Source organism: Flavonifractor plautii ATCC 29863 (assembly GCF_000239295.1).
Lineage (GTDB): Bacteria > Bacillota > Clostridia > Oscillospirales > Oscillospiraceae > Flavonifractor > Flavonifractor plautii.
Window position 1 is genome coordinate 1 of record NZ_JH417635.1, and the last position, 12,973, is coordinate 12,973.

The 12,973-nt window shown below is 55.8% G+C and carries 11 protein-coding genes and 3 pseudogenes; all 14 read right to left on the reverse strand.

Annotated elements, in window-relative coordinates:
• On the reverse strand, positions 1-2,062 hold a 2,062-nt coding region (locus HMPREF0372_RS00865; RefSeq protein WP_414016151.1), incomplete at its 3' end, for a VirB4-like conjugal transfer ATPase, CD1110 family.
• A 13-nt stretch (positions 2,063-2,075) separates the two neighbouring features.
• The gene (locus tag HMPREF0372_RS00870; protein ID WP_039996414.1) at positions 2,076-2,471 is read right to left on the reverse strand and encodes a PrgI family protein; all 396 of its coding nucleotides are present in this window, start codon (positions 2,469-2,471) and stop codon (positions 2,076-2,078) included.
• Between the two features lie 2 nt (positions 2,472-2,473).
• A complete protein-coding gene (locus HMPREF0372_RS00875; RefSeq protein WP_007488143.1) occupies positions 2,474-3,058 on the reverse strand; it encodes an MT-A70 family methyltransferase in 585 nt (194 codons plus the stop codon).
• Positions 3,055-3,849, reverse strand: coding sequence for a DNA-methyltransferase (locus tag HMPREF0372_RS00880; protein ID WP_007488144.1), 795 nt, complete (start codon positions 3,847-3,849; stop codon positions 3,055-3,057). Before HMPREF0372_RS00880 ends, HMPREF0372_RS00875 begins: the two co-directional genes overlap by 4 nt.
• Entirely contained in the window at positions 3,839-4,090 is a 252-nt protein-coding gene (locus HMPREF0372_RS00885) for a hypothetical protein (RefSeq protein WP_007488145.1), read from the reverse strand. The genes HMPREF0372_RS00880 and HMPREF0372_RS00885 overlap by 11 nt, the downstream gene beginning before the upstream one ends.
• A gap of 14 nt (positions 4,091-4,104) precedes the next feature.
• A pseudogene (locus HMPREF0372_RS00890) lies at positions 4,105-4,389 on the reverse strand (hypothetical protein); the annotation flags it as partial.
• A gap of 93 nt (positions 4,390-4,482) precedes the next feature.
• Complete coding sequence (locus HMPREF0372_RS00895) at positions 4,483-6,315, reverse strand: reverse transcriptase/maturase family protein (protein WP_007488147.1); 1,833 nt, start codon at positions 6,313-6,315, stop codon at positions 4,483-4,485.
• A gap of 653 nt (positions 6,316-6,968) precedes the next feature.
• A pseudogene (locus HMPREF0372_RS00900) lies at positions 6,969-7,559 on the reverse strand (VirB6/TrbL-like conjugal transfer protein, CD1112 family); the annotation flags it as partial.
• An 11-nt stretch (positions 7,560-7,570) separates the two neighbouring features.
• Complete coding sequence (locus HMPREF0372_RS00905) at positions 7,571-7,783, reverse strand: Maff2 family protein (protein ID WP_007488149.1); 213 nt, start codon at positions 7,781-7,783, stop codon at positions 7,571-7,573.
• Between the two features lie 95 nt (positions 7,784-7,878).
• Positions 7,879-9,624, reverse strand: a pseudogene (locus tag HMPREF0372_RS00910) (VirD4-like conjugal transfer protein, CD1115 family); the annotation flags it as partial.
• 21 nt (positions 9,625-9,645) lie between these two features.
• On the reverse strand, positions 9,646-10,152 hold the full coding sequence (locus tag HMPREF0372_RS00915) for a PcfB family protein (RefSeq protein WP_007488154.1): 507 nt from the start codon (positions 10,150-10,152) through the stop codon (positions 9,646-9,648).
• Between the two features lie 27 nt (positions 10,153-10,179).
• Positions 10,180-10,893 (reverse strand): antirestriction protein ArdA, encoded by a 714-nt coding sequence (locus tag HMPREF0372_RS00920; protein WP_007488155.1) that lies wholly within the window; start codon positions 10,891-10,893, stop codon positions 10,180-10,182.
• Between the two features lies 1 nt (position 10,894).
• Positions 10,895-11,236 carry a DUF7768 domain-containing protein gene (locus HMPREF0372_RS00925; RefSeq protein WP_007488156.1) on the reverse strand — a complete coding sequence of 114 codons (342 nt, stop codon included), beginning with the start codon at positions 11,234-11,236 and terminating at the stop codon, positions 10,895-10,897.
• Positions 11,237-11,418: 182 nt separating this feature from the next.
• Positions 11,419-12,966, reverse strand: a complete 1,548-nt coding sequence (locus HMPREF0372_RS00930) for a ParB/RepB/Spo0J family partition protein (RefSeq protein WP_414016152.1) — start codon at positions 12,964-12,966, stop codon at positions 11,419-11,421.
• Positions 12,967-12,973 lie beyond the last annotated feature (7 nt).

Sequence of the window (12,973 nt, forward strand, 5' to 3'; positions counted from 1 at the left end):
AGACTGCTTTGCACAGCGCCCTATCTGGGCGCACTTTGACGTTCTGCGTCAGGGCTGAAGGGACACAGCCTTTCTTTCTCAGCATCTTCCACACGGCCACAAAGTAGCTGGCGGTGAGCGCGTCCCGGAGCAGGATATGGAACTCATCAAAATAGCACCAGGTAGAAACGCCGCTGTGAAAATTCACATTGACCGCCGAAGTTATAAAGTCGTTGGTAACGTGCATGGCGATCTTGCGGAGGTTTTCTCCCAGCCCTTTTAGAACGATGCACACGATATGGGACGTGAGCTTTACGTTGGTCTGGTGGTTGAACAGGTTAAGGGAGCCGGTGCAGTAGAGCTCCAGGGCGGTTGCCACACGGCGGGCCTCCGGCTCCGGCTGCTTCAAAAGCTCCTCGTACAAGTCCTGGAGCAAGGGCGGCTTGCCGTCCCCGATCCCCAGGGCCATATCCCGGTAGATCAGCCGCACACAGCGGTCAATCACCGTCTTTTCGATGGGCTGCAAGCCGTCCTTGCCGCCCACCACCAGCTCACACAGAGACAACAAAAAATCCGCTTTCATGGAAAGCGGGCTTTCGTCGTCGTCCAGGTCAAGCTGGATGTCCATAGGGTTGATATGGCTGGGAGATCCGGGGGCGATCTCCACCACCTGGCCGCCCAGCCGCCGCACCAGCGGGGCATATTCGCCCATCGGATCGACAATGATAATGCGATCCTTTGGAATAGTGAGAAACACATTGATGATCTCACGCTTTGCGGCAAAGCTCTTGCCGGAGCCCGTGGAGCCGAGATAGAGCCCGTTGGCCGATTTCAGTTTTTTGCGGTCAGCCATGATGACGTTGTGGGAAAGGGCGTTCATGCCGTAGTAGAGGGACGGCCCGGCCATGCGGAGCTCCCTGGTCATAAAGGGAATGAAAATCGCCGTGGAGCTGGTGGTCATGCCCCGCTGGATTTCCACCTCGTTATAGCCCAGGGCCAGAGAGGACACAAACGCCTGCTCCTGCTGCCAGTCCAGCCGCTTCAAGGCACAGTTGTATTTCTGCGCGATGCCGCCCACGGTAAACACATCGTTTTCCAACCGCTGCCGGGTGGGGGCGATATTGATGACCGTGAACGTGAGCAGGAACATTCGCTCGTTGCGGGACTGCAGATCGGCCAGGAGCTCCGCCGCGTCCTTGCTGAATGTAATCAGGTCAGGGGGCAGGATGTCGGGATCGTACCCGGCCCGCACCGCCTTGCGCTGTTCCTCCACCTTCATTTTGCCGATGTCGGAGAGCTTGCCCTTGATGGTTTTAATGGCCTTGAGCTGATCCACCGTCTGAATATGGAGCGTAACCGTCATTTCCGCATCCAGCTCCAGGATCTCCGCCAGGAGCTTGTCAGAGAGCTCGGACGCCAAAATCTGCAAGTAGGACGCCGCGCCCCAGTATTGGCCGATGCGGAACGTCCGGGACTGCCGGAAGTCGAAGCTGTCCGCCGCGATATAGTCCTTTGTGCCAAGCCCGGTTTTGGGGATGTCCTGCCAGGAGAAGCGGAACGGCTCCCGGTTGCCGGGGTGCATCTGGCCGTGGAGCAGGGCCAGCCGCGCCTGCCCGTCCATCGGGACAGAGGGAACGCCCAGCCGTTTGAGGTTGCCTGTCACGTCGGCCTCCACCCGTTCCAGGCGGGGGCGGGCCTCCGCGATCCCCTCGGCGGGCAGGCCGAACGTGATGTATTTTGACCGCTCGATGCCGTTGTTGCTTTTGGCGATCTGGCTTTTTAACATTCCCGTGAACTCCGCCCGGATGCTGTCATAGTCATCCTGTGCCGGGGGGATATTGACCTTGTACTTGCTCCGGGAACGGGAGCGGCGGTTGACAAAGGAGAGCTGGAACGGCAGGGAGCTGTCAAAGTAATTGAGAAACGAGCTCCATCCGCTGAAAATCGCAGTCTGATCCTCGGTAGAAGCCACGGAATAATTGATGTCCTCATATTCCACGGTCTTCGTGTAGAGCCCACCGGGGAGCTGGCACACCCCGTCCGGGTGCATCACCAGATAAGGAATCGTCTGCTGGGCAGACAACGCAGCTTTCCGGTTAGCGGCCTTTCCGGGGCCGCGCTTTGGGCTTTTTGCTTTTTGCAATCGTATCCTCCTTTCTCACAGCGCCCCGCTGGGTAAACGGGGCATAGATATTTTCCGTCTGGTAGGGCCTCACCCCAGGCCGCAGGAAACGAGCCCGCAGGATGTTCCGCACCACCTTTTCAAAGGGGAGCCCGTCTTTTTCGTACATCGCCAGCAGGAACGCCGGGAGCGCCACCGCCATCATCAGGAACATGGCTCCCGTGTTGCCGACGGCGCTCCGGGCCAGCAGATAGGACGGGATGCCCACCGCCGCCGCGATCCCGAAACACACAAGCTGGCGTTTCGTCAGGTTAAAGGCAAGTTTGGTCTTGATTTTGGATAAGTCGTTGGGGACATTTACATAGGGAATTTTTAATCACTCCTTTCCGGCCCGGCCACCTCTGGACACTTTGTCCAGAAGTCCGGGATGGTGCTTTCCACCTCGTTCCCCCACACGTCCCAGCCGGGCGGGGACTGCCGGGCGAACAGCTCCACCCTGGGCACATCGCCCATGAGGGCCACGATCTTATCACGGGCCTCCTCCGGCTTGCGGCTGTGCTCCTGGATGGGGGAAATGATAAACTGGTGGACGTTTGCCGCCTGCCGTTTCGGGTGTCCCCGTGTTGCCAGCAGGCAGACCTCCGCGTTGCCCCGCGTCCAGAAGCCCAGGCCGTAGAACCAGCCCTCGGACTTACGGTTTTTCTTCAACCAAACGAAAGCAACGCTCTTGTAGGTGAAGCCCCACGCCTTGATGAGCCGCAGGGCCTCCGGGAGCTGCGGGAACGTAGCCCACAAAAAAAGCACGCTGTTCGGGGCCGCCAGATCTGTCACCGGGAGCGTGCATAACTCGTCAATCCCCATTGTGGGGTAGTGTTTTTCCGCCGCCCCCTGCAAGCCCTTTTGAGCATACCGCCAGGGGGGATCGGCGTAGATTACAGAATACTGTCCGATAGTCAAACTCCTTTCTCCCCGGCCTCCACCGCCGCGCCCGCCACGCGGATGCGCTCACTGGCGGCGGCATAGTAGGCCGGGACGGTTTCAAAACAGAGGAAGCGGCGGCCCGTGTTGAGGGCGGTTACCGCCGTTGTGCCGGAGCCCGCGCAGATGTCCGCCACCAGTTCGCCGGGCCGGGTATAGGTCTTGATAAAATACTCACACAGGGCCACCGGCTTCTGCGTGGGGTGGACGGTGCGCTGGACGGTGGGGAACGTGAGCACATTCCCCGGAAAGCGCAGGCCGTCCTCCGAGCCGCCCGTGGTACGGACGAATTTTCCATAGTTTGGGCTGTCCCCGTTGTTTGTTAGGCCCCGCTTGTAGGGCTTGCCCTGTTCAAACTGCGGATTGTAGAGGGGGAGCTTCTGGTAGAATACCAGGATGTTCTCCGTCTTTTTTAACGGAGCCCGCCTCGCGTTGAGGAAACCTGTGCATCGGCTTTTGTACCACACCCACTCATAGCGGAGCATGGACAGGTTGGATGCCCCCAGCACCTTGTCATAGGGGCACTGAGCAAAGAACAGGATCGCGCCGTCCGGCTTGACCGCCCATTTCACCGCCTCCCACAGCTCCGGGAGCGGCAACGGCACATCCCAAAAGTTCCGGGTAGTGCCGTAGGGCGGATCGGTTAAGAGCATATCCACGGAATGACGGGGCAGGGAGCGCAGTCCCTTGATGCCATCCATGAGGAACAGCCCCTCCGAGAGCTCCGGGGACTTCTGGACACTTTGTCCAGAGGTGCCCTTATCGGTCATCCCTGGCCTCCTTGCCCTTTGCCGGGGCGGGCCGGGTGGCGTTTTCACGGGCGGCCTGCGCCCGCCCCTCGGCTAACTGCTGGGCAATCGTCTTTGCGTCATCCCTGCCGCCCAGCAATTCCCGCTTTTGAAAAACGGCCTCCGTTTCCGCCATGAAGCGGTGAACGTCAGCCTGGGTGAAGTCCTCCGGCGCTTTCCCATACCACAGGCGCGTCCCGTCGGGCCCATATCTTCTCGGCATATAACACTCCTTTCTCAATGCGCGCTAAAGATGCTGCGCGCTATCGTCCCGGTTTTGAACAACATGAAGCAGAGCAAAACCGTATAGCCCACGGTGCCCCAGATTGCCCCGATGGGATCTCCACCCGTGGCAATCCCCTGGATCAGCACCGCATAGATTGCAACACACACCAGAATGAGCATCCCCTGGAAGCCCACGGCAAAGAGGGAGCGCAGATAGTTCTGCCCGATCTGGCCCACCTCCCGGTGGGAGATTGTCGCCATAGGGATCGGGGCCAAACTGGTGAGCAGTAGGGTAAGAACCCGGCGCCTTACCATATCACTATGGCAGGTTTCCGAGAACTCCCCTCCGAACCGGACTTACACCTCTCAGCGTATCCGGCTCTCCAGATGTCAGTCTAATTTCCCCGCGTGTAACTTGTCGTGACAGTAGACGCAGAGTGCCATTGTCTTGCGCTTACGCCCAATCATGGCGACTTCCCATTGTTTTCTGCCACTTAAATCTTTGAGTTTTCGTATATGGTGTATTTCAAGCGGCACATTCTCTGCGCCACACCACTCACACCTGTTTGCTTGCAGTCTTTTTATAAGACTATTACGCCCATAATTCTCAAAAATTCTTGCTACTATATCAGGATTTCCGCTTTCTACTTTAGTGTCCCGGCGGAACCCATTATTGTAAAACAATACCTTTCCGACCTTGCCGTTTTTCTTCGGATATTCCACAACAAAATCTTTTCCTTGACGGTACTTGCGGATAATTCTGCTGATTCGTGTCCGATATTTTCCAGCAAAGGTTTTGAGCATACTGTATCTCATTACATAGTAGAAGTTATTGAGTACAGACACGTTGTTTGCAAGTCGGTAGTAGTTATACAATCCACGGATTTCTGCGTTGTATTGGTTTAGGATTTCCAAATCGTCCAAGTGCAACAGGCGAGTGCGCCGGACAGGTTCCCAAACCTCTTTGTTTCCATTTTGTTTGTCGTATTTAATCTTGAGGGCATTGTAGGAGAACAGTCGTTTTACCCACTTATCATGGGGAACATAAAGTAAGACTTTTCCATTGTTTACCCGTCTGGTAGCCCCGGTTTTGGTCTTTTTGTTGTGTTCGCCTTTGGCGATTGTGACCTCATATCCCAAGAACTTCGCAGCGTCGTGTCCATGAGTAATCAATGTCTTTTCCTCGGACATTTCCAGATGGAGTTTGTCCCGGATAAAGCAGCCTACATCTTGTTTAATCTGTTCTGCGTCCTCTTTGCTGCCGATAACTCCAATTAAGAAATCATCGGCATATCGGATATAGCAAATCCGTTTATAGCTATCGTCCATCTGGTCGCTATACGGCATAGATTTCAGACTACGCCGCAGTTCCCGGATTTCTGCAATTAAGCCCTCTTTTTCTTCCTCGCTCATTTTAGAGAGATTTCTTTTAAGCCTTTGTTCTTTCCCCCGGCAGACATCCAGCTTCTTCTTGAACGCAGGATTGATTTTACGGCGGTTTCCGCAGTTGAATTTCTCTGCATACTCTGCCATATAGCTGTCCAGTTCGTTCATGTAGATGTTTGCAAGGATAGGGCTGATGATGGAGCCTTGCGGAGTGCCGGAATAAGTATTGTGATAATTCCAATCCTCCATATATCCAGCTTTCAAGAACTTCCAGAGCAGACCGATGAAATGTTCATCTGCAATCCGCTTTCGCAAAATAGCAATCAGCACATGATGGTCTACGTTGTCAAAACAGCCCTTTATATCTCCCTCAACGAACCACTTTGTCCCCGTAAAATATTTCTGCACATATTTGAGTGCCGTATGACAGCTTCTGTTTATACGGAAACCGTGGGAATAGTCGCTAAAGGTTGGCTCATAAATACTCTCTAAGATGAGCCGCACCACCTCCTGTAACAGTTTATCGTCGAATGACGGTATCCCCAGAGGACGCATTTTCCCATTGGATTTCGGGATATACGTTCTCCTTGCCGGGTTAGGCTGATAACTAAAATCCCGCATCTTTTCAATGAGGGCGTTTATCCTTGCCATTCCCATTCCGTCAATGGTTTTGCCGTCTGTTCCGGCTGTCATGTTGCCTGGTTTCGCCTGTATCCGCTGATATGCCAGCAGATAGAATTGTGGATTGTACAGGTTGCGGTATAACCGCTCGTACTTGTAGCTCTTGTTACACGCCTTGGATTTTAGGCTTTCCAACACATTTTCAGGACTTCTCATAATGCCTCACGCACCTTTCCTTTTTATGAATTGGTTGACATCCTGCCTCCCTTCGCCATGTAGACGGCTTTCCCGCCCTCGGACTACTACGGAGGCTCCGTTGCCATGCCGGATATTCAGCGTCATCTTTCTTGGGTTTTTACCCCTTGAAATTTATCGCCTTGCGGCATTACGCATAGCCGGATAGTTCCGGCGTTCCGGTTTAGGCAATCTCCAGTTAGACACTTTGGGAAAAGCGTATTGTGATGTCGGTAGTGGGTTTTTGTCCTTTTCCGCTTACTGCGGCTGGCTGTCATAAGTATCGTGCGGTCTGTGTTTACCTGTCACATTCCGCTATGACATACGGCGAATACAACCATCCTGCGCCGCCGGGTCGAGTATCCCGCCTCGGACTGCCCTTAAAGCAGTTTAGCCTTGCTCCTCATTCACAATGTTGCGTCTTGCCGCTCAGTCGTGGGTAGATGGTTTTCCCAACTTGCGATTTTTCCGATACGCTATTGTCCCCCTTGTGGTTTCCCTCCGGGGTAAATCGGATGACGCTAAAGTGACGCTTTTCACGTCTTTGATACTTTTCTTTACCGGCTTGCTAAAGCCGGGTTCCCAAAATGCCCGCACACCGCCTTTGGATGAAAAGCGGCGCTTCTGGACGCGCAATAGATTTCCAGCATCCTCCCGTAGACCAGGACAAAGATGACGATGCCCAGCGCCCACATGGTTACGCCGATAATGGAGGACTGGAGCCACAAGCCGAGAAGCGGCCCTAGATCCATCCCCTCCAGGGTAGTTTCCAGCTCCGTGATCATATCCGGTGTGATGTCCGTGGAGCCCTGGATGAGCCCTCCGGCCTGGGCAATCACCGTCTGCGACACGTCAAAGACGGCCATCACAATATCAAAGGTATTCGAGAGAATGAAGATGGCACAAGCCGTTTTGAACATCCATTTGTAGATATTCGCCACGTCAAACCCGTGCATATTGTTCTTTTCCAAAAGCATCTGAATGAGCTCATAGGTGGCAACAAAGGTCAGTACCAGCCCGGCAATCGGCAAGATCACCGTTTCGGAAAGCTGGCGGATGAGGGAAAATACCCCGGCGTTCCACGCCGCCGGGGTAGTCCCCACCTGTACCGCGATCTCTCCGACTTGGGTATTGACGTAATCAAAGAGCCCCTCCAGGTTCCCCATGATCCCGCCAATCAACAGCTCTTTGAGCCAGTCTGTGAGCCAGTCGGTGAGAAAATCCATAGGCCGTTACCTTAGAACAGGCCGCTCAGCAGAGGGATCAGGGTGGTGCCCAGCAGGATGATGCCGCCGCCCGCCATGAGCTGTTTCATGCCCTGGCTTTTGGAGCCAGGATTGTCTGAGCCGTAACCCTCCAGCAGATTGACAACGCCCCACACGCCCAAACCAGCGCCGAGAGCAACAACAAGAGTCTGCAAAGTATCAACAGCAGAAGAAAAGAACTCCATATAGCCTCCATTTCTCCGGGTTTTCCCCGGCCATGAAAAAAGCCGCCCGTTTGGGCGGCAGGTTGCGACCTCTGGACACTTTGTCCAGAAGTGATTTATACATAGGCATCCGGATCGTCCACGTCGTCGTAATTGAGAATGTCCTCGTCCTCGCTTACGGGCCCCGCTTCGGATACGTCTACCTCGTACACCTCACAAGCCTCGGAAAGCCCAGGCCGCCTGCGGCGGTTGATGAGCTTATCCAGGTCAAAGGCGTTTTTCTTTTTATCGGCCTCAGCCGTGTACTTGTAGTTCGGGTGCTGCTTCAAATCGTATTTGGGCGAGAAGAACGGGGGCAAGCCCCGCAGCTGCAAAATACACTTATCGCCCGGCATGGTAGCCAGCTCGCTGGGTGTCATCAGCTCCCAGCCCAGCCGCTGGTTATTTTGACTGTAGCTTTCCGACTGTCCACGGGAGCGGCTGTCGGTCTGCATGGAGATTGTGGCCTTTCCCAGCCAGTTTTCTGATATTTCCTTGATGGTGCTGGCCTCACGGCCTCCCAGGAATACCACGCTGTCCATATTTCCGAGAATTGTCTCCGCGTGTTTATCGTAAATGGCCTTGCACTGCGCCAACTGCTGGTAAAAGAGCGTCAGCGATACCTCGCGGGAGCGGATTACCGCGCAGATTTTTTCGAGCTGGGGCACCTGTCCCGTGTTCGCCGCCTCGTCCCACAGCACCCGCACATGATGGGGCAGGCGGCCCCCGTGAACATTGTCCGCCCGTTCACACAGAAGATTGAACATCTGCGAAAAGGCCAGGGCCACAATGAAGTTATAAGTCGGGGTTGTGTCGGAAATCGTGAAGAAAACCGCCGTTTTCCGATCCCCGATGCGGTCAAGCTCCAGCTCGTCATAGCTCATGATCTCCCGGAGCTGGGGGATGTCAAAGGGGGCCAGCCGGGAGCCGCAGGAAATCAAAATACTTTTCGCGGTCTTGCCGCTGGCCAGCTTATATTTCTTGTACTGCTTCACGGCAAAGCAATCCGGCTTGCGCTTTTCCAAGCCCTTGAACATATAGTCCACCGCGTTCATATAGGACTCGTCATCCTCTTTCACGTCCATGCCGGAAATCATGTCCACCAGGGTATTGATGTTCCGATCCTCGGCAGGAGCTTCAAAGATGATATAGGTAATCAACGCACAATAAAGGAGCGTTTCTGCCTTCGTCCAGAACGGATCGCCCTCCTTGCCCTCGCCCTTTGTATTTGCTATGAGGGTGTCCACAAATTTGAGGATGTCCGCCTCATTGTGGATATAGGACAGCGGATTGTAGTGCATGGATTTTGAAAAGTCGATGCTGTTGAACACCTTGACCTTATATCCCCGGCGTTGCAGGAAAGCTCCCACCTGGGAGAGCACCCCGCCTTTTGGATCGACGCACACATAGGAGCTGTGCGCCTGGAGTAGCTGGGGCGTGAGCCAGAAGCGGGTTTTGCCCGACCCGGACGAGCCGATGATACAAGAGTTGAGGTTGCGGGCGTTGGCCGGATTTTTGGGCCGGGTGTTCATGGTGAGAAACTCCGTCTTTGTCAAAATGACGTTGTTCTCAAACTTCGGATCGACAAAGGGCTTGATGTCTTTTTCGGTGCCCCAGCGGGCCGACCCGTACTCCTCATCCCGCCTAAATTTCTTTGCGTTCTTGCTTTTCATATAGATCAGCAGGCGGAAGCCCACCGCGCCCACAATGCCGATGAGCCAGTCAAAGGGATGCAGCCCCGGCGCAAAGTCGGCAAAGGCCGGGCCGATAGTCTGCCCCAGCCCCATGAGCTTATGGGCGAAATCCGCGCCAGCGGCCAGTTGGGTATCACATATTTCTTGATGCTATCTGTCCTCATGCACCGCCTCCCTTGCACGTTCTTTCTTGTGGGACGGCTGGCGGGCCAGTTCAGCGGCGGCCCGTTTGAGCTGTTCCCGGACCGGGACGCGCCGGGACTTGGAACGCTTCATCACGCGCCGGGAATATTCCGAAAAACAAGCGGTGATGGCATCGGCCTGCCCGCTTTTGAAAAACAGCAGGTACTTGTCCGGCCCGGTCTTATAAAAGGCATAGTCCACATTCCAGCGGCGGGCCACCCGGTCAAAGTCCTTTGGGGACTCCACCTCGATGCTGTTCGTGGCGGCCCCGTGGCCCATGAGCTGGCGCACCGTCTGTTTGCCGTGGGGTGTCTGGCGGGCCCGGTGCGCTTTCTTGATTTTCCGGCCCACCGCCAGACACGCCTGGGCCAGCACCCGACCTGTGAGCTTTGTCGCCTTGATCGAAACTGCTATGGTACGTCTGGAAACGTCCTCGTCAATCAGCCGTATCCCTCCTTTCCATGAAAAAAGCACCTCTGGACAAAACGTCCAGAAGTGCCGTTATCGTTCCTCGTGTTCCTTTGCGGCAATCTTCCGATAGCCCTCCAGGGAGGAACCGTCAATAATTTCTTTGTAGGCCGCCATCTGCTCCCGCACCGTGAGCTGCGGAAAGGCAAAGACTTTGTGCTCGGCGGGAATATCCTCGATCCCGTGATAGTGCTCGATGAATTGACCACCGTTGTTCAGCACATAGCCTCCAGGGGCAAAGTGGCCATCCTCTTCAAGCCGAATATCCCGCCCGTATGCCTCATAGTCAAAATAATTCAGCAGGTGCTCCGGCACGTCAATGGCCTCCATGTCCTCCACATAGATGCGGCCCAGGGTTTCATCGTCCTCGACACCAGGATAAAACTCGTAGCAATCCAGGTTTTGCGCCAGATTGATGAGATCGGCCACGCTGGACGTATATTCACCGCTGTCAATGACGGCCTCAAATTTCTCCAGATCGCCCTGATCCAGCTCGGAGAGTAGACAGGCCAGGTGGTTGAGCTCGTCCAGATTTTCATATTCCGTCAGGTAGTCATAAAGCCCCAGCACATCACCGTCAAAACTGGTTATAAAAAACTCCTCATAGCGCACCCCATCCACGCCGATGCGTTTCAGCAGCCCTTGCACCTCCTCCGTGGTGGTGGGGAATTTCAGCGCTTCTCCAACCAGCTCGCCCTCGTTGTATTTTCCCAGGTTCGTGATGTAGGCTTCAAACAGGGACGCCATATCAGCGGCGGCCCTGGCCCTTGACGGTCAGGATGCCCTCAAGGGTGGTGGCGGTGATCCCCAGCCGCTGGGCCACGGCAATATCATTTTTCATGGACTCGGTGATCGTATGGCCGCACACCACCAGCACACGGGAACGCCGGAGCAGGTCACGGCCCATGTCAATGCCGTTCTTGTGCTCCTCCGGCACCGCATCATTGAGGAACAGCGGCAGATAGAGCATGGGGCAGATGGGGGAATAGCCCGCATCATAGACCACGCGGCAGTAATGCGCCGCCTGCTCCATGTCCACCGCAGGATCGCCGCGCCATGCGGCGGTAATATAAGCAAGGGATCGTTTCATCTTCAACACCCCCGATATTTATAATAGGTAGTTCGACCCTATCCCCCCGCCCTTTCCCTATCCAGGGAAAGGGGGCGGCTCTGGAGGATATACCCCCGCCGCGCCGCTGGAAATAGCACGGCCGGGGCAGACCGTCAAGGGCAGGCCGCCGCAAAGCGGCGGTGCGCTGCACCCTTGACGGCTCACTCCCGGCTGTGCAGGAAAACAGACGGCGACGGGGGATATATCACCACAGAGCCCATCCCAGGCGCGGGGCGCTTACCTCTGGACAAAGTGTCCAGAAGCGGGGCCGGGTTACTTCTCCAAATCCTTTTTTTGTCCGGCTTCGCCAGTTCGGGCGGCTGTTTCTCTTTCCACTCGTCCAGCAAAGTCATAATCTGTTCTTTCATTTTGGCAGGAGTGACCTCCTTGCCGAAATACTTAGACAGTTCAGCAGTCGAAATAATCACACCGCGATCCTCCTTTTTTTCTTCACTCAAAATACCGTCGATCACATCGCCGTTGAGCTTGCCCTCCTTGTCCAGCTCGTGGAGCCGCTTTGCCTGGGCCACCGAGGGGGAGGAAACCTCACCATCAATGGAAACGGCAATCAGCCGCTGGTTTTCCGGCCTGATATACGAGATCTCCACCGCAGGCATAAAGCCCATCTGCTTTGTGTCCACCTTGTCCAGAAGCTCCGGCACCAGGGAATTGAGCCGGATATACCGCATGACCTTTTTATAGTTCATGTCGTGCTCCTTACCCACAATCTCCACCGAGAGCTTACCCAGGGCCTCGGCCTCTTTCTCCGTTTTCGGGCGGGCCCCCTGGCGTTTGATGGCCTCCACCTCCAAATCCAGGAGCTTTGCCAGCTCGCTGGGGAGGGGATCACCGCGCTGTTTGTTGCTGTTCCGCATTTCCCGGACGGCTTCAAGATCAGTCATCTCCCGGACAATACAGGGCATTTCCTCCAGCCCGGCCCGCGCACCACCATGATGGCGGCGGTGGCCCGCGATAATCTCATAGCCCTTGCCGTCCTTTTCCGGGCGGACGGTGGCGGGGGTCATAATGCCGTGTTCCTTGATCGTCCCCACCAAATCGTCCATCGCCTTATCGTCCTGCACCTTGTAGGGGTGTTCCCGGAACGTGTGGAACGGGTGGAGCTCCGACATCTTCAAATAGACGATTTTTCCCTCTTCCACCGGGCGGGGCGGGACTTCTGGCGTGGGCGGCAGCTTGATTTCCGGCGGCGGGACTGCCGCCTCCTTGACGGGAGCGGCCTTGCCCGGCTTTACCGTCTTAGCGGATTTAGACGCAGGCGCACTGCCGGAGCCCGTTTCCTTGCCCTTGTCGGCTTTCTTACCTCTGGACACTTTGTCCCGAACAGAGGGCGGAGCCTCCTCACGGGCCGCCTTGTCAACCTTAGACGGGCGGCCTGTGCGGGGCTCCGCCGCTTTCTCCTTTTTCCCCGCAGACACCGCAGCCTGCTCTTTCGGGGGACGGCCCCGGCGCTTTTTCGGCTTATCCGCCTCCGGCGCTTTTCCCTCCGCAGCATGGGCAGGTACGTCCTTTTTGCCATTGTCGGCAAACTGGAGCTCTGACAGATTGATCACCTTTCCAGCCGGAGCCGGTGTATCTTCGCCCATGCCGGAAATCACCGCCTGTTCATGCTCCGGCGGAGCGTCCGACCCCAGGAGAGCGGCAACATCCGGGGGGGTATTTTCCTGGATAAGGTACAATAATTTTCGCAAATTGAAA

Coding starts and splice junctions, on each gene's coding strand:
- HMPREF0372_RS00880 (WP_007488144.1), bottom strand. CDS start 3,849: ATGACCGATAAGGGCACCTCTGGACAAAGTGTCCAGAAGTCCCCGGAG.
- HMPREF0372_RS00885 (WP_007488145.1), bottom strand. CDS start 4,090: ATGCCGAGAAGATATGGGCCCGACGGGACGCGCCTGTGGTATGGGAAA.
- HMPREF0372_RS00895 (WP_007488147.1), bottom strand. CDS start 6,315: ATGAGAAGTCCTGAAAATGTGTTGGAAAGCCTAAAATCCAAGGCGTGT.
- HMPREF0372_RS00905 (WP_007488149.1), bottom strand. CDS start 7,783: ATGGAGTTCTTTTCTTCTGCTGTTGATACTTTGCAGACTCTTGTTGTT.
- HMPREF0372_RS00920 (WP_007488155.1), bottom strand. CDS start 10,893: ATGGCGTCCCTGTTTGAAGCCTACATCACGAACCTGGGAAAATACAAC.
- HMPREF0372_RS00925 (WP_007488156.1), bottom strand. CDS start 11,236: ATGAAACGATCCCTTGCTTATATTACCGCCGCATGGCGCGGCGATCCT.